This is a genomic window from Pseudomonas bijieensis (genome assembly GCF_013347965.1).
GTDB lineage: Bacteria > Pseudomonadota > Gammaproteobacteria > Pseudomonadales > Pseudomonadaceae > Aquipseudomonas > Aquipseudomonas bijieensis.
Genome location: NZ_CP048810.1, coordinates 567,271 through 586,568 on the forward strand (window position 1 = coordinate 567,271; position 19,298 = coordinate 586,568).

14 protein-coding genes are annotated in these 19,298 nt (G+C 62.3%); all 14 read right to left on the bottom strand.

Annotation, left to right across the window (positions count from 1 at the left end):
- Positions 1-130: 130 nt before the first annotated feature.
- The gene (locus GN234_RS02385) at positions 131-895 is read right to left on the bottom strand and encodes an endonuclease/exonuclease/phosphatase family protein (protein WP_269154783.1); all 765 of its coding nucleotides are present in this window, start codon (positions 893-895) and stop codon (positions 131-133) included.
- A 273-nt stretch (positions 896-1,168) separates the two neighbouring features.
- Complete coding sequence (locus GN234_RS02390) at positions 1,169-1,933, bottom strand: PIG-L deacetylase family protein (protein ID WP_109754192.1); 765 nt, start codon at positions 1,931-1,933, stop codon at positions 1,169-1,171.
- A gap of 249 nt (positions 1,934-2,182) precedes the next feature.
- Complete coding sequence (glgX, locus tag GN234_RS02395) at positions 2,183-4,342, bottom strand: glycogen debranching protein GlgX (protein WP_176687766.1); 2,160 nt, start codon at positions 4,340-4,342, stop codon at positions 2,183-2,185.
- Between the two features lie 206 nt (positions 4,343-4,548).
- Positions 4,549-4,890 carry a DUF2934 domain-containing protein gene (locus GN234_RS02400; RefSeq protein WP_116832509.1) on the bottom strand — a complete coding sequence of 114 codons (342 nt, stop codon included), beginning with the start codon at positions 4,888-4,890 and terminating at the stop codon, positions 4,549-4,551.
- Positions 4,891-4,910: 20 nt separating this feature from the next.
- On the bottom strand, positions 4,911-7,697 hold the full coding sequence (locus GN234_RS02405; protein ID WP_176687767.1) for a malto-oligosyltrehalose synthase: 2,787 nt from the start codon (positions 7,695-7,697) through the stop codon (positions 4,911-4,913).
- Positions 7,694-9,772 (bottom strand): 4-alpha-glucanotransferase, encoded by a 2,079-nt coding sequence (malQ, locus tag GN234_RS02410; RefSeq protein WP_176687768.1) that lies wholly within the window; start codon positions 9,770-9,772, stop codon positions 7,694-7,696. Before malQ ends, GN234_RS02405 begins: the two co-directional genes overlap by 4 nt.
- Entirely contained in the window at positions 9,769-11,571 is a 1,803-nt protein-coding gene (treZ, locus tag GN234_RS02415) for a malto-oligosyltrehalose trehalohydrolase (protein ID WP_116832506.1), read from the bottom strand. Before treZ ends, malQ begins: the two co-directional genes overlap by 4 nt.
- A gap of 7 nt (positions 11,572-11,578) precedes the next feature.
- Positions 11,579-13,150 carry a glycogen synthase GlgA gene (glgA, locus tag GN234_RS02420; RefSeq protein WP_176687769.1) on the bottom strand — a complete coding sequence of 524 codons (1,572 nt, stop codon included), beginning with the start codon at positions 13,148-13,150 and terminating at the stop codon, positions 11,579-11,581.
- Between the two features lie 647 nt (positions 13,151-13,797).
- On the bottom strand, positions 13,798-14,760 hold the full coding sequence (locus GN234_RS02425; protein WP_116832505.1) for a D-2-hydroxyacid dehydrogenase family protein: 963 nt from the start codon (positions 14,758-14,760) through the stop codon (positions 13,798-13,800).
- A gap of 11 nt (positions 14,761-14,771) precedes the next feature.
- A complete protein-coding gene (locus GN234_RS02430; RefSeq protein WP_163858514.1) occupies positions 14,772-15,803 on the bottom strand; it encodes an alpha/beta fold hydrolase in 1,032 nt (343 codons plus the stop codon).
- Positions 15,804-15,888: 85 nt separating this feature from the next.
- Complete coding sequence (locus tag GN234_RS02435) at positions 15,889-16,323, bottom strand: YqaA family protein (RefSeq protein WP_116832503.1); 435 nt, start codon at positions 16,321-16,323, stop codon at positions 15,889-15,891.
- On the bottom strand, positions 16,323-16,769 hold the full coding sequence (locus GN234_RS02440) for a DUF411 domain-containing protein (protein WP_109754182.1): 447 nt from the start codon (positions 16,767-16,769) through the stop codon (positions 16,323-16,325). The genes GN234_RS02435 and GN234_RS02440 overlap by 1 nt, the downstream gene beginning before the upstream one ends.
- A 250-nt stretch (positions 16,770-17,019) precedes the next feature.
- Complete coding sequence (locus tag GN234_RS02445; protein WP_109754181.1) at positions 17,020-19,014, bottom strand: methyl-accepting chemotaxis protein; 1,995 nt, start codon at positions 19,012-19,014, stop codon at positions 17,020-17,022.
- A 143-nt stretch (positions 19,015-19,157) separates the two neighbouring features.
- Positions 19,158-19,295, bottom strand: coding sequence for a hypothetical protein (locus tag GN234_RS02450; RefSeq protein WP_014338251.1), 138 nt, complete (start codon positions 19,293-19,295; stop codon positions 19,158-19,160).
- Positions 19,296-19,298 lie beyond the last annotated feature (3 nt).

Genomic DNA, 19,298 nt, shown 5'->3' on the forward strand with positions numbered 1-19,298 from the left:
TTGCACAACAGATGGCACACAGGGCCTGGCAACGCTCGCTGTATGGGATGGCACCCTAGCAACGAATAAAGGGCGTCGCTACTGTCAGAACTTACAGGTCACTGCGCAGAAACAGCAGCCAGGATCAGCCTTACAAATGCACTTCCACCGAAAGTGGCAGGTGATCGCTCAGGTGCGTCCAGGGTTTGCTCCCAAGTATTTGCGGGGCGTGGCTGCTGGCGTTACGCAGGTATATGCGGTCCAGGCGCAGCAGCGGAAAACGGGCCGGGTAGGTCCTGGCCGGGCGACCGTGGTGGTGCTCGAAGGCTTCATGCAGGGAGCCATGGCGGGCGAGGGTGAGGTTACCCCGCAATTGCCAGTCGTTGAAGTCGCCGGCGATGATCACAGGGGCGTCCTCGGGCAGCGAATCGAGCAGTTGGCAGAGCAGTTTGAGCTGTAGTTGACGATGGCTTTCCAGGAGACTCAGGTGCACGCAGATCCCGTGGACGGCGGCGTGGCCGGGCACATCCAGCACGCAATGCAACAATCCGCGCCGCTCCGGACCGGTGATGGACACATCGAGATTGCGGAACTGGCGGATCGGGTACTTGGAGAGCAGGGCGTTGCCATGATGGCCATCGGGGTAGACCGCATTGCGGCCGTAGGCGAAATCGTTCCACATGCTGTCGGCGAGGAATTCGTACTGGGACGTCTGGGGCCAGTTGTCGTAGCGTGACGCGTGTCGGTCGTGTTCGCCCAGCACCTCTTGCAGGAACACCAGGTCGGCGCCGGTACTGCGCACCGCTTCGCGTAGTTCGGGCAGGATGAAACGACGATTGAGGGCGGTGAAACCCTTATGGGTGTTGACCGTCAGGATCCGCAGCCGATGAACCGCCGCGGGCGCGTCCGATGGCATTGGTTCGACGGCGCGCCAATCGGGATCTTGAGACACGTTCACTCCTGAATCAGACGTACTTGTTCATGCGACTGACCCAAGGTGCCGGCAGTTCCGGATTTTTCATATCCTTGCCGATCGCTATCGCGAGCAGGCTCGCTCCCACAGGGGGCGCAGGCGTGCGCAGATGTTGCAGTACCCCGCAAATCCAATGTGAGAGCGAGCCTGCTCGCGATTGGCGGTGTGTCTGAACCACCGCCCTCCGCGAACAAACCCAGCTTTACAGGTGCGTATTCAGATGAACACAATCTCATAGGGCAAGCCCATCCGGTCAAGGATGACCCTGGGTAACAGTGGGGCGATGCCGCTCGCCGGTTCGCCGGCAAGTTGGCTGACGTAGGCGTACATGGCGTGACGCTTGCGGGCGGTGGTCCAGACGTCGAGGCGCAGTTTACGGGCCCGGTGCCAGGGGATTTTATTTTGCTCGCGCACTGGCCAGTGCCAGGCCCACACCGGCAGTTCGTTGAACGCCACACCGACTTTGTCGGCGGCCAGCGCCCCGGCGCGGCCGACGGTGTCGTGATCGCTGTCGCCATCCTGGCGCCAGGTGCTGAATACCACGTCACCGGGCCGCAGGTGGCGAGCTATGAAGCTAGCCAGTTCGGCCTCGTGTTCGGCCAGGGCCTTTTCCGGGAAGCCGCCGCGCACCCATTGCAGGCCGTTGGCCGCAATGCCAAGGCGATGCAGGGCGTCCACGCTTTCCTGGGGGTGAGGGCGGTGTGTACGCAGGCGTTCGTCGGTCCACAACGGTGAGCCGGGGTGGGCCAAGTCTCCGTCGGTGACCGAGATCAGCAACATGGGTTGGTTCAGGTTGCTCAGCAATTGCAGCAATCCGCCACAGGCCCCGACCTCATCGCCTGGATGGGGGGCGAGGATGACCGCACGGGCGCCGGCGGGAATGAGCGTCTGGGTACTGATGATTGGAATATCGGCCAGTTGCGCAGCACTGTTCCAGATTTGCGGGTGCTGTCGGCCAGGCAAGCGAGAGGCAGGTTTCATAAGCGACATCCTTGTATGTGTTCAATCTTTCAGCCATGCACCGGGCCTACTGTCCGGTGGTTCCGATGTGGGCATGACTGCGATTCACAGCGCTCCGAATCCTGGAGACTACCGCATATGAAGTATTGACCATCTCGGCCGATTCGTCTCGTGACATGTGCATCTGCACTGCATTTTTTTCTTCAAACTGGCAGGTGTGCATCGAAAACCGCTTCCTTGCGGTCCTCATGGCAGCTTACAGCGGGTGTTTCATTCCTCGTCTTCGCGTTGCAGTTCGAACAGCAGCAGCGAGCGCCCGGTGACGGAGTATTCAGAATCGAACTCAAAGCGCTCCTGTCCTCGAACGGCCGGTTGATTGGTGTCGACCATGCAGGTCCAGAAACTGCCCTCGGGGACTTCCGGCAAGCTGAAATTGACGATGTCATGATGCGCATTGACCACCAGCAGCAGCGTCGCATCGCCGCCCTTGCGTCGAATACCGGTCTCCTGGGCTCGCCCGTCCATCAGCATCCCCAGGCAGCGACCATGGCCGTCCTGCCATTGTTCAGTGGTCATTTCGCTGCCGTCCGGGGCCAGCCAGGTCACGTCCTTGACGCCGATGTCCTCGTTGTAGTTACCCACCAGGAATCGCCCGCGCCGCAGGATCGGGTAGGTCAGGCGCAATTTGATCAGGCGCTTGACGAACTTGAGCAGCGCCGCGCCATCCTCGCTCAGGTCCCAATTGACCCAGCCGATCTCACTGTCCTGGCAATAGGCATTGTTATTGCCGTGCTGGGTACGGGCAAATTCGTCGCCGGCAACGAGCATCGGGGTGCCTTGGGCCAGCAGGAGGGTGGCGAAGAAGTTGCGCATCTGCCGATGGCGTAGCGCGTTGATCTCCGGATCGTCCGTCGGGCCTTCGACGCCATGGTTCCAGGACAGGTTGTTATTGCTGCCGTCCTGGTTGTTCTCGTCGTTGGCTTCGTTGTGCTTGTCGTTGTACGACACCAGGTCATTCAAGGTGAAACCGTCGTGGGCTGTGACGAAGTTCACCGAGGCGTATGGACGCCGGCCACGCTGGTTGAACATCTCGCCCGAGGCTGTCATGCGGCTGGCGAAATCGGCGAGCTGGCCATCATCCCCCTTCCAGAAGGCACGCACCGTGTCGCGGAACTTGTCGTTCCACTCGACCCAGCCCGGCGGGAAGTGCCCCACCTGATAACCTCCAGGACCACAGTCCCAAGGCTCGGCGATCATCTTCACCTGGCGCAGTACCGGGTCCTGGCGGCAGGCAACGAGGAAGCTGTGGCGTTCGTCGAAGCCGTCATGGTAGCGGCCGAGAATGGTCGCCAGGTCGAAGCGGAAGCCATCGACGTGCATCTCCGTGGCCCAGTAGCGCAGGGAATCGGTGACCATTTGCAGAACGCAAGGATGGCTCAGGTCCAGGGTGTTGCCGGTGCCGGAGTCGTTGATGTAGTAGCGCTTGTCATCGGGCATCAGCCGGTAGTACGAGGCGTTATCGATGCCGCGCATGGACAGGGTGGGGCCCTGTTCGTTGCCTTCGGCGGTGTGGTTGTAGACCACGTCGAGGATGACTTCCAGGTTGGCCTCGTGCAGGTGGGCGACCATCTCCTTGAACTCGGCGATCTTGCCGCTGGCCAGGTAACGTGGGTCCGGGGCAAAGAAGGCGATACTGTTATAGCCCCAATAATTGGTCATGCCTTTGTGCAGCAGGTGCTGGTCATTGACGAAGGCATGGATGGGCAGCAGTTCCACCGAGGAAACCCCCAGCTTGCGGATATGCTCCAGCACATCGTCGACCATCAGCCCGGCGAATGTACCGCGCAGGTTTTCGGGCACCGCGGGGTGGCGCATGGTGAGGCCGCGCACATGGGTTTCATACAGGATGGTCTTGTCCCAGGGCACGCTGACGCGATGGTCGTGGCCCCAGGTGTGCGCCGGATCGATGACTTTGCACTTGGGGACGAACGGGGCGCTGTCACGCTCATCGAAACTGAGGTCGCCGTCGGGATGGCCAATGGTGTAGCCGAACAGGGCTTCGGACCACTTCAATTGACCGACCAGCTGCTTGGCGTACGGATCGATCAGCAGCTTGTTCGGGTTGAAGCGATGACCGTTCGCCGGGTCGTATGGACCATAGACCCTATAGCCGTAGACCAATCCCGGGTGGGCATCGGGCAGATAACCGTGGTAAATCTCGTCGGTGTATTCCGGCAGTTCGATGCGTTCGAGTTCGACTTCGCCGGCATCATCGAAAATGCACAGTTCGACCTTGGTGGCATTGGCTGAAAACAGCGCGAAATTGACCCCGAGGCCATCCCAGGTTGCACCCAGTGGAAAAGGCAGCCCCTCACGAATCCGCGAAGCCTCGATAACGGGCGGCGGCGTGGTTTTGTTTGGACGGGTCATAGTTGCTCCTGCAAAAGACAGACAGATATAGCGATGCGGTTCACTTGAGAGGGGTGGTTCCCCCTTCACCCGTGGCGAGGAGAGTTATCCCCGCTGTGTGGGACAAGTTGCTCTCTGTGGGAGCAAAGGTTGCGGCGATGAAGCGATGCGCTTGTTTCGCGAGCAAGCTTTGCTCCCACCTGGCAAGGAGACCGATGGGAGATGAATCAAACCGCTGGTGGTTTGCGCGCCGCCCGGGGCTTTTTATCCGCAGGCTTTTGCGCCTCGGTGGTCGCGACCGGTTTGGTCGCCGGCTTGGCCTTGGGGGTCGCGCTTTTTGGAGCGCTCTTGGCAGCGGTGCTCTTGGTCGCCACGGGGGGCTTGGCGCCATCCGCTTTGCTGGCCGTTGACTTGCTCGCCGCCTTGGGAGGCTTGCTGGGCGCCAGGGCTTCGGCTTCGGCGAGTTTGCGCGCCATCTCCCAGTGGCGTTTTTCCTGCCCGCTGGGCTTACCCTCGGACTCCCAGATCTGATAGGCGAATTCGCGGATGCGTTTATCGTCGGTACTCATCGCAGTGCTCCTGATTCAACTCAAGATTGGATAAAGACATTGACCGGGAAATCCCCCAGTGCGGTGCTGATCAGCAGCTCCCTTTGGGGTGTGACTGTTGCACTTGAAAAAAGTCCCTTCAGTTTTTCCTCCTCGGCGGCGAACGGTAACGACACGCGGGTATCGCCCCAATCCGACGCAGCCACCAGCGGCACGGCACTGTTTTCCAGCAAGTGCGCCGCATGGATAGGCGCGACAATGATCGCCCGTTGTTGCCCGTCCTCACGCATGAAGGCCAGTACCCGTTGGGCCTGTTCGCCGAGCACTTCCAGCGGCTGGTAGCGGCCCTGTCGCCATAGCGACGGATACTCGGCTCGCACGGCCAGTGTCCTGGCGATCAATGCCTGTTTGACTCGCCCGTCACGCCAATCGCGTATCAGCGCGGCTGGAGAGTTGTCGGCCCGTAGCGCCTCGCGGCGGGCCTGGAAGTCCACAGGTCGGCGGTTGTCCGGATCAACCAGGCTGAAGTCCCAGAACTCGTTGCCTTGGTACAGGTCCGGTACGCCGGGTACGGTCATGCGCAGCAAAGTTTGCGCCAGACTATTGAGGGCACCCGCCGGGGCGATGGCCTGGACCGCCTCGGCGATGGCGCTGCGCAACGGCAGCCCCTCATCACCCAGCAGCAACCGTTCGAGAAACATCTGCGTCGCTTGCTCATAAGCGTCGTTGACGGCCGCCCAGCTGCTTTGCAGCTTGGCTTCACGCAAGGCCTTGCGTTGCCATTGCCACAGGCGTTCGTTGTAGTCGGCCAGGGCCTTGTGGTCCTGCAGGTTGAGGTCCAGCGGCCAGCTTCCGAGCAGCGCCTGGTACAGAATCAGCTCATCACCGGCCGAAGGCGCCGACGGGTCGCTGTGCAGCGAAGGCGCAAGGATGCGCCATTGCTCCACGCAGGCGGCATACCAGTCGGCGCGCTCGCTGAGTACGGCCAGCCTGGCACGGGTGTCTTCGCCGCGCTTGTGGTCGTGGGTGGCGGTGGTGATCAGGTTGTCGGGAAAGTGTTTGAGTCGCTCAAGGCAGGCGTGGTGGAACACCTCGGCCGGGGCGCTGAAGCGCTCGGTGTCATAGCCCACGTCATTGCGCGACAACAGCACTGCCGAGCGATAGAGCGCGGTGTCTTCCACGGCTTTGGCGGCGGCTGGCGAGGTCAGTTGCTGGAAACGCACGCAGGCATGGCGCAGGCGTTTACGCTGGCTGCCGCGCGGACGTTGCCGCCAGGGCATCCCACCGAGCCATCCGGCCAGGCAATCGAGCACCGGCCAGTCAGCTTCGCTGAGGGTTTGCCGGGCGCCTTCCAGGGCCTGGTTGAAGAACACTTCGTCTTCGGCCGACCGCCCCAGGGGCGTGATGTAGGTGCGATACACCGGGAAATGCACGATCAGCTCTTGCAAGGCCCGGCGGATCGCGCCCAGGGTCAGGTCGCGGGTCATCACATCGTCCCGGGCCACTTGCAGCAGGGCCTGGGCGACGCTTTCGAAGTCGCCGGCCAGGGAACCATTGAGAATCTGTTGGCGGGCCAGGCGCGCTTCTTCAATGAAGTGCGCCGGTCGCTCACTGTGCCGGCTCCAGAATTCGGCAAGGGGCTCGGCACCGGCCGGGTCATGCTGGAGAAGCGAAACCTGATTCATGAACTCGTAACCGGTGCTGCCGTCGATGTTCCAGTCCCGTCGCAAGGTTTCGCCATCGCCAAGGATTTTCTCGACGAAAATCGGCAGGTGCCGCGACGGCGAAAGCGAATCGACGCGTCTGCGCAATTTGCGGCAGTAACCGCGAGGGTCGGCAAGGCCATCGATGTGATCGATCCGCAGCCCGTCCACCAATCCTTCACCGATCAATTCGAAAATCTTGGCATGGGTCGCCTCGAATACCGCCGGACGCTCGACCCGCAGCCCGCCCAGTTCGTTGACATCGAAAAAACGCCGCCAATTGATATCGTCCGCGGCTGTGCGCCAACTGGCCAGGCGATAGCTTTGGCGCTCCAGCAATTGATGCAGGCGTTCGAAGCCCTGGGGCTGGGTAGAGTCGTAGCCGCCCAGGTTGTCCTCGATGGCGCTCAGGATGCCGTTATCTGTCGCCAGGCTTTGCAATTCTGCTTGCAGTGGGCGGGCGAGGGTGTGGGCATCGGTCTGGTAATTGAGCGTGGTGAAGCGCTCGGCCAGGGATTTGAGCGACTCGGCTTGCCCGGCGGGCAGGGTTTCGGCGGGTTTGAGCAGTTCGCCGTAGTACATCGGGCAAATGGGGAAGTGGTGTTCGTAGTGCTCGACATAGAAGCGGCCATGGGCGGCATCGAAGCGCAGTTTCAAGGTGCCTTCCTGCAACGCCACGCCGTAGTCGCTGCCCAGGAACGGCAGCAACAACTGGCCCTCCATCAGCGGGTCCGGGGAGTGCCACTGGATGTCGAAGAATTCACCGTAAGGGCTCAGGCGGCCCCATTCGAGCAAATCCAGCCACCAGGGATTGTCATTGCCGCCAACGGCCATGTGATTGGAAACGATGTCGAGGATCAAGCCCATCCGGTGCTCGCGCAAGGCTGCGACCAGGCGCTTGAGCGCTGCTTCGCCGCCAAGCTCGGGGTTGACCAGGGTCGGGTCGACGACATCGTAGCCGTGCATCGAGCCGGCCCGGGCCTTGAGCAGTGGCGAGGCATAGATATGGCTGATGCCCAGCGCGGCGAAGTACGGCACCTGGGGGATGGCATCGTCCAGGGTGAAGCCTTTATGAAACTGCAGGCGCAATGTTGCCCGCAGGGGTTGGATCAATGTCTGCTTCATCGGTCACGCTCGTTCGCCTGAAGTCTGGCACAGGCGAGTATTTCCAGACGCCGGGCGGCGTCCGGGTCATCCAGTAACGCCTGGCTTTGCTGGGTCAGGCGGCGGCGCCAATTGGGGTGGGTGTCGATGGTGCCCGGCAGGTTCGCCTGTTCCTCGATGCCCAGGGCGTCTTCGAGAGGCAGCAACACCAGCGGCGCGCGGGTGTGGCCGAGGAAGCGCACGCTGGCATCCAGTACCTGGTCGGTTTCGCGGTGTTCCTCGCGAAAGTTCTGCGGATCCTGGTTCAGTACCTGGCGCAGGCCTTCACGTTCGCGCTCGCGGTGTTTGCGCCAGTCCATTTCGGTGTGGGAATCGATCAGGTCCAGCCGGGCGTTCCAGTCGATGTCGTGACCGTGCCACCAGCCATTGAGCGTTGGCAAGTCATGGGTGCTGGTGGTTGCCAGGGCATTGTCCGGCCAATCGAGGATTGGCTTGAAGTGGGTGTTGTCCTGTTCGAACAACAGCACGCGCATGCCCAGGATCGAGCGGGCGCTGAGTTTTTCCCGCAGGCCATCTGGCACGGTGCCAAGGTCTTCGCCGAGCACAATGGCTTGGTGACGATGGGATTCGAGTGCCAGCAGGCGCAGCAGGTCGTCTACCGGGTAATACAGGTAGGCGCCATCGGAGGGTGGGGCGTCGTTAGGAATCACCCAGAGCCGTTGCAAGCCCATGACATGATCGATGCGCAAGCCGCCGGCGTGGGCGAAGTTGGCCCGCAACATTTCAATGAATGCGCGAAAGCCGTTACGCACCAGGCCTTCCGGGGAAAACGCGGAGATCCCCCAGCCTTGGCCGGAGCGGTTGAGAATGTCGGGCGGTGCGCCCACGGTCAGCGAAGCGAGCAGTTCGTCCTGTCGGCTCCAGGCCTGGCTGCCACCGCCATCGGCACCCACCGCCAGGTCGGCGATCAGGCCAATGCCCATGCCGCTGGATTTGGCTGCGCTCTGGGCACGTTCCAGGCAGCGAGCGATCAACCATTGGCAAAAGGCGTGGAAGCCGATTTCATCGGCATTTTCTTCGGCAAAATGGCCCAAGGCCGTACTGCGCGGATCGCGCCATTCTTCCGGCCACTGCCGCCAGTCGAGGCTTTCGCCGCGGGCGGCGCGTTCGGCCTGCAAGGCCTCGAAGCGGCAATGGTTCTCCAGGGCTTCGCCGCTGGTGTGACGGAAACTGCTGAAGTCTTCATGCAGCGGATGCTCGCCCTGGCTGAAGCCGTCGTAAAGGGCGCGCAGAATTTTCTGCTTGGCTTGGGCGGCGACCGGCCAGTCGATCAGTGGCTGCTCTTCCAGGGTACGCAGTTGATTGGTCAGGCCGGTGGCGTCGATGGCGGTGCGCAGGGCGCGTTCGCCGAGGATGGTCCCCGGCGCCGCGTACAGGCTGTTGAGAAACAGTCGGCTCGACGGTGAGTAGGGGCTGTAGCGCCCGGTGTCGCTACTGAACATGGCATGCATCGGGCTGATGGCAATGGCCTCGGCCCCGCGCTCGCCGGCCACCCGTGCCAGTTCCTCCAGGGCTTGGGTATCACCGAAGCCGCCGTCACCGGGACGCCTGAGGGCATACAGTTGTGCGCTCAGGCCCCAGGCCCGTGGCGTCGGGTCGTCCACCGCATCGGCCACGCTGTAGCAACGGGCCGGTGCGACGGCGAGGGTGAAATGCTGGTCCTGGATGCTGACATGCTGATAACCCACTGGGACCATCCCCGGCAGCTTGGCGTCGGCATCGAGGTTCAGGTTCAGTGTCGCGCCATCTTCGAGTTTGATTTCGCAAGGCGTCCCCGCCTCGAAGTAGCGGCTCAAGTCCAGGCTGGCCCCGACGTCGGCGGTGATCAGCGGTGGCAATTGATGGTTCTGTTGAGCTTCCTGCAACTGCAGCAGGCTGGCGTCGATTTCCTGGGCGCTGCCGGCTGGGTGGCCCAGGCCGGTAAGGACCGAGCGCAAGACGGCCGGCGAGACTTTCTGGGCCCGGCCATTGGCATCGATCCAATCCACCGCCAGGCCTGCTCTTGCGGCGAGGATTTCCAGTTGCGCATCGCTCATAGGCGCTCTCCAGTGATGTTGGGCAAGGTTGTCGCCTGCGTCAGACTGACCAGCGCGCTGTAGGGCGCAAGAACGCCCTGTTGCAACAGACCCTCGAGCGGCTGCGGATGTTCGAAAAGAATGCGTACCTCTTCCGGGGCGCTGTGTGCGACGGGCTGATCACTCAGGTTCAGGTCGATGCGCAACACACTGCCATCGCCCAGCCGCCAGCGTGCGCTGACGGCGCCACGGCCCAGCACATCGGCGCCCAGGGCCTGGGCACCGGGCAGGCGCGGGACGATTTCTTCACGGCGAATTTTCAGCAGTTGTCGATACAGCGCCTCATGGGCCTGTTGCTCCGGGCCTTGCGATTCCAGGCTCGGGCGTGAAGCCTCGAAGGTGCTGGCCGCGTTGGGGTCGGGAATCTGTTCGCGTTTCTGCGGATCGGCAAAGGCACTGAAGGCCTTGAACTCGCTGCGTCGGCCTTCGCGTACGAGTTCTGCCAGCTCGCCGTGGTGGCTGGTAAAGAACAGGAACGGTTGTTCGGCCGCCACCTCGTCGCCCATGAACAGCAGCGGGATCATCGGTGACAACAGCAACAAGGCTGTCGCCGCTTGCAGTGCCTGGGGCACGGCGAGCTGATGCAGGCGTTCGCCCAGGGCTCGGTTGCCGATCTGGTCATGGTTCTGCAGGAACAGTACGAACGCGCTCGGCGGCAGGTGCCCACTGGGTTCGCCCCGGGATTCGCCATGGCGATTGATGTGGCCCTGGAAGACGAACCCCTGGCTGAGGCAACGTGCCAGTTGTTCCGTCGGCTGTTCGGCATAGTCGGCGTAGTAAGCGTCCGTTTCACCGGTCAGCAGCACGTGCAAGGCATTGTGCCCGTCGTCGTTCCACTGGGCGTCGTAGCCGTGTTCCAACAGGCTGGCCTGGTTGTGTTCGTTTTCCACGGTCAGCCAGACATGCCGGACCGGGTCTACCTGCTCGCGCACCCTGGCCGCCAGCTCCTGGAGAAAGTCCGGGTCTTCAATGGCGTGTACCGCGTCCAGGCGCAAGCCGTCGAAACGGTATTCCAGGAGCCACATGAGCGCGTTGTCGATGAAAAAGTCCCGTACCTCACGGCGCCGGAAATCAATCGCCGCGCCCCAGGGCGTGTGCTTGTCTTCGCGAAAGAAGCCCTTGGCGTAGCGGTGCAGGTAGTTGCCGTCGGGGCCGAAGTGGTTGTAGACCACATCGAGGATGACCGACAACCCATGGCCGTGGGCGCTGTCGATCAGATGCTTGAGCTGTTCGGGTGTGCCGTAGGAGGCCTGGGGTGCGTAGGGCAGGACGCCGTCGTAGCCCCAATTGCGATCCCCAGGAAACTGCGCCAGCGGCATCAGCTCGATAGCGGTGACGCCCAGCCCGGCCAGGCGTGCCAAATGCTGCTCGACTCCGTTGAAACCACCCAGGGCGCCGACGTGCAATTCGTAAATCACGGCTTCGTGCCAGGGGCGGCCGGACCATTGAGTGTGCCGCCATGAATAGGCATGCGGGTCGACCACCACGCTGTGGCGATCGATATCGCCGGCCTGGGCGCGAGAGGCTGGGTCCGGCACTTCCAGCTCGCCATCGATGTTGTAGCGGTAGCCGGTGCCAGCGGGGCAACGGGTCTGGATCATGAACCAGCCGTCGGCTTGGGGCAGTAGCGGTATTGAATCTCCAGTGTCGAGCTCGACACTGACAAAAAAGGCATCCGGGGCCCAAAGGGCGAAGCGGGTGTGCTCCTCATCCAGCATGACCGCCCCGTGGGTCCATGTCTCAGGCGTCCTTGACGTCATTGTTACCTCATTGTCTGGCCGATTTTCCCAGTGACTTAGCCACCAGCTGTTCGTAGAGTTCGGCGTAGGGTTCGACGGCCTTGCACCAGTTGAACGGCGCCGACATGGCCCGGCAGCGCATGGCGTTGAGCAGGTCGGGGAACTCGAAGACCTTGAAGGCCCGGCTCAGGGCCTGTTTGTAGCTTTCCACGGTGGACTCATCGAACAGGAAGCCGGTGATGCCATCTTCGATAGTGTCTGCCAGGCCTCCGGTATTGCGCGCAACCGGCAGTGAGCCGAAGCGTTGGGCGTACATCTGGCTCATGCCGCAGGGCTCGTAGCGAGACGGCATCAGCAGGAAATCGCTGCCGGCGAACATCCGCCGCGCATCGGTTTCGTTGAAGCCGATGCGCACGCCGATGCGTCCGGGAAAGCGCAGCGCGAGTTCGCGCATGGCCTGTTCTTCTTCCGGTTCGCCGCGGCCAATGATGGCGATCTGGCCGCCGGACTCGACGATGAACTCGGCGACCGCTTCGGTCAGGTCCAGGCCTTTCTGGTAGACCAGGCGCGAAACCACCGCGAATAGCGGGCCAGTGGAGTCATCGAGGCCAAAGAGTTCACGCACGTGGCTTGCGTTGACTCTCTTGCCTTCCCAGTCGCCCATGGCGAACTGGCGGAACAGATGCGTGTCGGTGGCCGAGTCCCAGCTTTCATCGATGCCGTTGGGGATGCCGCTGAGCAAGCCTTGTTGGGTCTTGGCCGCGAGGAAACCGTCGAGCCCGCAACCGAACGCCGGGGTGGTGATTTCCTGGGCGTAGGTGGCGCTGACGGTGGTGATATGGCTGGAGTAGGCCATCCCGGCCTTGAGGAACGACAGCTTGCCGTAGAACTCCATGCCTTCCTGTTGCAGGGCGTGCTCGGGGATGCCCAGTTCCGGGCAGGACGCCAGGCTGACGACGCCCTGATAGGCCAGGTTGTGGATGGTAAACAGCGTAGGGGTGCGTTGCCCACGCCAGTGCATGTAGGCCGGTGCCAGCCCGGCTGGCCAGTCGTGGGCGTGGACCAGGTCCGGGCACCAGTGGATCTGCGCGAGGTTGGCGGCGATGTCGGCGGCGGCCAGGCCCAGGCGGGCGAAGCGAATGTGGTTGTCGGGCCAGTCGCGACCGTTGTTGGCGCCGTAGGGGGAGCCTTCGCGGGCAAACAGTTCCGGGCAGATCAGTACGTAGATCACCAGGCCGTCGGCCATGTCCATGCGCCCGATCTTGCAGGGCGGCAGTGCTGCGTGGCCGCCCAGTTCGCCGATGATGTGGATCGGATTGCCGCTGTTCATCACTTGCGGATAACCGGGGATCAGCACCCGGACATCATGCAGCCCGGCCATGGCCCGGGGCAATGCGGAGGAGACGTCGCCCAGGCCGCCGGTCTTTACCAGGTCGGCGATTTCCGAAGTGACGAACAATACTTTCTTGCGGTTGGGATTCTGTCGAACGACGGGGAGCAGTGCCTTGCCGCCGGTGGCCAGCACCGGTGCCGTTGGCGATTCGGCCGCCGGCGGTAATTGCGAACGGACTTGTTGTGGTTCCAAGGCAGCACTGATCATAAATATCTCCCATTTTCTCGATCTGTTTCCGGCAAGCGCCAGAGCTGTTGTTTCATTGGCCGAATCCTGCGGCCAGGCGCACAAGCGCTACGCAAGGAAAGCGAACGGCTACCCAATGCGGCGAAGCGAATCAGCTGTGAAGGAGCTGTTGCAATGACCAGTGCAAGGACTGCACCAGTCGCTGTTGCCCTACCTCTAACCTGACCTGTCGCCGTTGCGAAAAGTTTCGACTTTTTTTCGTCCGGATGACCGGTCGGTTTTCTCCCCGGTTAGGCAGTCTAGGTCAGAACTTAGAGCGGTGCGGCTCGGTTCGTCGCATTGTCCGACAATCACGGTTTTTGTCGGCAATCTCCTACACGACAAAGAGGGATACGCACCGACGAAGTGCAGTTTCCTGAAAACAAAAAGGTGTAAAGGGGCAGCCTTGTGTCATCGGCGTGCGCGATGGAATGGCGTGATGCACCATTGGGGGGCGGGCGGAATGGAGGCGTTTTGATGGCTATTGTCTGCGCTGGAAGCACACTATCCTGTGGAGCGGGCTTGCTCGCGAATGCGGTGTATCAGCCAGCAAATGTGTGGCTGACAAACAGCATTCGCGAGCAAGCCCGCTCCTACAGAGAGGTATCCAGGATATTTGGGGCCGGGGCTTAGCCCGTCGGCGTCAGCAACCGAATCGGCGTGCCCGCCGCCCATGCCAGCAGGTCTTCGATCATCAGGGAATAGAACCGCTGGTAATTCTGTCGGCTGACGTAACCCACATGAGGCGTGGCCAGTACGTTTTCCAGGGTTCGGAAGGGATGGGCGGCTGGCAAGGGCTCCTGGGCGAAGACGTCCAGGGCGGCGCCAGCCAGGCGCTGGTGCTGGAGGGCGTCGATCAGGGCGGCTTCATCGACGATCGGCCCGCGTGAGGTGTTGACCAGCAGCGCCTCGGGCTTCATCCAGGCCAGTGCCTGGGCATCCACCAGGCCGCGGGTGCGTTCACCGAGCACCAGGTGGATCGAAAGAATGTCGGCCTGCTCGAACAAGGCCTGCTTGCTGACGTAGGTCACGCCGACTTCGGCGGCTCGCTCGGCGCTGAGGTTCTGGCTCCAGGCGATCACCCGCATGCCGAATACCTGGCCGAACTGCGCCACCCGCGTACCGATGCTACCCAGGCCGAGGATCGCCAGCGTCTTGCCGTGCAGGTCGCCGCCCAAGCCTTGCTGCCAGAGGCCGGCGCGCAGGGCATTGGCTTCCTGTACCAGGTTGCGGGTCAGGGCCATGATCAGCGCCCAGGTCAGTTCGGGCGTGGCGTGCTTGTAGCTGTCGGTCCCGCACACCTGGATGCCCAGTTCGGCGGCAGCCTTGAGGTCCAGGGCGGCATTGCGCATACCACCGGTGAGCAACAGCTTGAGATTGGGTAGGCGGCGCAGCAGGCCTTCGTCGAACAAGGTGCGCTCACGCATCACGCAGATTACTTCGAAGCGCTGCAGGCGCTCGGCGAGGGTGTCGCGGTCGGCGGGATAGTCGTGGACAAACGTCACCTGGCCGATGCGGTCCAGCACCGACCAATCCACCACGCCACGTGCCACATCTTGCCAATCGTCTATGACTGCTATTTGCACCGCCATGGAACACCTCGTCAGGGAATGGGTTTGTCCAACCAGCCCAGCAGGGCCTTGTGGAACCGGTCCGGCTCTTCCATCTGCGGGGCATGCCCCAGATTGGGGAACTCCACCAGAGTCGAACGGGGAATCAGCTCGGCCACCTGTTTGCCCAGCACCTCGTAGTGACCCAGCCTGGCCTTGACCGCCGGCGGCGCGATGTCACTGCCGATGGCGGTGGTGTCGGAGGTGCCGATCAGCAGCAGGGTGGGTACGGTCAGGTCTTTGAACTCGTAATAGACCGGCTGAGTGAAGATCATGTCGTAGATCAGCGCCGAGTTCCACGCCACTTGGCGATGCCCCGGGCCTTTGTTCAAGCCGGCGAGCATGTCTACCCAACGCTCGAACTCAGGCTTCCAGCGGCCTGCGTAATAGGTCGTGCGCTCGTAGTTGCGAATGCCCTCGGCGGTGACTTTCAGTTCCCGCGCGTACCATTGATCCACAGTGCGATAGGGGACGCCCAAGGCTTTCCAGTCTTCCAGGCCGATGGGGTTGACCATCGCCAGGCGTTCGACCTGGTCGGGAAACTGCAAGGCGTAACGGGTGGCGAGCATGCCGCCGGTGGAATGACCGAGGATGATGGCTTTCTGCACACCGAGGGCCTTGAGCAAGGCCTGGGTGTTGCTTGCCAATTGCTGGAAGCTGTACTGGTAATGCTCAGGTTTGCTCGATGTGCAGAAGCCGACCTGGTCCGCCGCGATGACCCGGTATCCGGCCTCGCTGAGGGTCTTGATCGAATCGCCCCAGGTGGCGGCGCAGAAATTCTTGCCGTGCATCAGCACCACGGTGCGGCCATTGACCTTGCCTTGGGCTGGCACGTCCATGTAACCCATCTGTAACGACTGGCCCTGGGACTGTAAGGCGAAATGCTTGAGGGTGTAGGGGTATTCGAAGCCCTCCAACTGCGCACCGTAGGCCGGGCCTTCAGGCGGGTTGGCGGCCTGGGCGAGCAGGGGCAGGGCGGCGGTGAGGAACAGGCTGGGCAACCAGCGCGCGGTGATGCGGGACATGGTCAATCTCCTTATGGCCGCCGCCGATCCTGGTGCGGCCCGATTATGGCGACATTAACCACAGGCAATCGAACGACGCGAACGTTCAGTCCATCCAGCCCAGTGTCGCCAGGGCGAGAACGCCATAGCGCAGGCCCTTGGCAAGGGTCACGAGCAGCAGGAAGCGCCGCCACGGTTCGCCCATCACCCCGGCCACCAGGGTCAATGGATCGCCGATGATCGGCAGCCAGCTGAGCAGCAGTGACCAGCGACCGAAGCGTTGGTAATGCCCACGAGCCTTGTCCAGGTGGGCGGGACTGACCGGAAACCAGCGCCGGTCCTTGAAATGCTCCAGGCGCGTGCCCAGCCACCAGTTCACCAGTGAACCCAGGACATTGCCGAACGTGGCAACCCCCAGCAACAGCCAGGCTTCATGGCGCTGGCTGAGCAGCAGGCCGACCAACAACGCCTCGGATTGCAGCGGCAACAGGGTTGCCGCGCCGAAGGCCGCGAGGAACAGGCCGATGTAGGCTTCGCCCATCAGTGGGCCGGATAGTCCGCCACCACGGTTTGGGTCCCGTCTTTTTTCAGGCCGATCACTTGATAAGCGTCGCTCATGCCGTCCATTTCCATGCCGGGCGAGCCCATGGGCATGCCCGGTGCGGCCACGCCGAGCAAGTCATCGCGCTTGCTCAATGCCAGCACCTGGTCGGCCGGGACGTGGCCTTCGACGAATTTGCCGTTGATCTCGGCGGTGTGGCAGGAACGCAGGTTCGGCGCCACGCCCAGGCGCTGTTTGACCAGGCTCATGTCGGCTTCGACATGGTCGTTGACCTTGAAGCCGTTTTCTTGCAAATGCGAAATCCACTTTTTGCAGCAACCGCAATTGGCATCGCGGTGTACATCAATGGTGACCGGTTCGGCGGCCTGGGCCAGGGTGGAGACGAACAGGGCGCTCAAGGCGAGCAAGTGCAGGGGATGGGCCATGGAGGTGGTCTCGTGTCAAACGGTTTGGAGGGAGGATACCAGAGTAGCGAGCGTGAGCTGACAGGGGGCTGAGGCGGGGATTACACAATTGTCAGGTTGAGAGGGAGACAATTCGCAGAGGAATGGAAACCACTGAACCCTGTGGGAGCGAGCCTGCTCGCGATGATGGCAGCACAGGCGCCATCACCGCAGTTGACCCACCGCGATCGCGAGCAGGCTCACTTCCACAGGTTTTGTGGCGGGAGCAGATTCAGCGCACCTTGAACCGCCCCATGATCGCATTCACCCGAGCATTGGCTTCCAGCAGTTGCCGGGTGTTGGCCTCGCTGGCCAGGCCGCCTGCCACCAGTTCTTCCACCATGTGACGGATCTGCACCATGCTGCGATTGATCTCCTCGGTCACCGCGCTCTGTTGCTCGGCGGCGGTGGCGATCTGGGTACTCAGGCTGTTGATCTGGCTGACCGAGCCTGCCATTTCGTCCAGCCCGGAGTTGACTCGGGATGTGGCATCGGCGGCCGACTGGCAACTGGCCTGGGTGTTTTCCATGGCTGAGACCGACGAGCTCACGCCTTGCGTCAGGCGGGTCAGCATTTCGTTGATTTCCGAGGTGCTGGCCTGGGTGCGGGCGGCGAGGGCACGTACTTCGTCGGCCACCACGGCAAACCCACGGCCTTGCTCACCGGCCCGGGCAGCTTCAATGGCGGCGTTGAGAGCCAGCAGGTTGGTCTGCCCGGCAATGGCGCCGATGACGCCGAGAATTTCGGTGATGCGCTGCGCGTCCTGTTGCATGCTCTCGACCTTGCGAGTGGCGCTGGCCACTTCATCGATCAGCGCCACCACACTGTTGGACGCCTCACCGACCACTACGCGGGAGCGGTCGGCATGCTCGTTGGCGCGCTGGGTGAACGCTGCGGTCTCGGCCGCATTTTGCGCGACGCTTTCGGCCGTGGAGCTCATCTGGGTGATGGCGGTCACGGTCTGGTCGGTTTCCGAAGCGTGGCGCATCAGGATTTCACTGGTGTGGGCGGAGGTCCGTTGCAGATCGCCCAGGCTCGATGCCATGGCGCCAGTGGCCTGGGTGACCTCGCCGATCATGCTTTGCAGGTAAGCGATGAAGCGGTTGACTGAATGACCGATCGCCCCCAGTTCATCCTCGGCCCGGATAGTGATACGTCGAGTCAGGTCGGCATCGCCCGTGGACAAGGCGTCGATGTTGCCCTTGAGGACCTTCATGCGGTGGGTCAATTGACGGATCGCGTAAAGCTGCATCAGTACCAGCAGGATCACCATCGGAATCTGCAGCAGGCTCAGTGTGCTCAGTACATCGTCGCGCTGGGCGGTGATCAGTCGGGTTGGCAATGCGGTCGCAAGGAACCATGGCGAACCCTCGATAGGGCGCATGAAAAACGTGCTGGCCTCGCCCTTGTTGTCGAACTCGACCCGTTGCAGCGGCTGGTCGCGCTTGGCCAGGCCAGCCTGGACCTGGGCGGCGAATGGCGAGGTTGCCGCCAGTTCACTGATGTTTTTCAGTACGATCGGTCCGCTGATGCGCGAACTGTTGCTGATGATCTTGCCGTCGCCTTCGACGATCAGCATCTCGGCGCTCAGGTCGGCTTCCTTGCGTGCCACCAGGTCATTGAAGAAACCCAGGGTCACGTCGATGGTGGAAACGCCATAAGGCACGCCGTTCTTCTGGATGGCCATGGCGCAGTTGGTGCGTGGTTCGGCGCTGGCATCGTCTTTATAGGCCGCGGCCCAGGCGCATTTGCCCGGCGGGGTGGCCATGCCGCCCTTGTGCCAGGGTTGTTCGTAATAATTGGGCGCGGCGTCACTGTTCCAGAAGGTATTGACCGCCAGTTTGCCGGACGCGTCGCGGTGCCAGAAGGTGCTGAATTTATTGCGTCCCTCGGCCCGCTGGTTGGGCAACGGCCAGATCCCGCCGCCAAAGACTTTCAACTCGCCGTACTGATCCACCAGTCCCGGCAACACTTTGTCGATGGCATCGCTGTCCAGCAGCGGGATGGTCTGGGTGATGCTGCGTTGCTGCGCCTGCACCTTGTTCAGTTCGCCCTGGATCTGCTCGGCGACCTCGGCGATGCGGTTCAAGGCCACTTGCTCTTCGGTCTGGCGCAACTTGGGCGCGACCAGATAACTGATGCCCACCACGGTCAGGATGGATAACACCAGCATGAATACAATCAGGAACAGCGTGTAGCGAGCCTGAATAGTTCGGAATGAGGGCATGTGGGGAGTCCTTGCACGAAGGCGACTTTCTGCAGCAGGCGGATGGGCAGTCCTGTATGTATCGGCCTGCGGTGACGCAGCTTTAGGAGAGGGCAAGGTGGGATGAGAGGTTGGCGAGGAAGCGGCTTCCTCGCCAAGGGGCATTAGCGGGGCATGTCGAAGCCCGGGCCGCCACGGTGGTCAGGTCGATCCCCATGACCGCGGTCGTGGGGGAAAAACAGGCAGCCACTCAGGGTCAGGGTGGACAATAAGGCAAGCAACAGGCTGATACGACGAAACATACA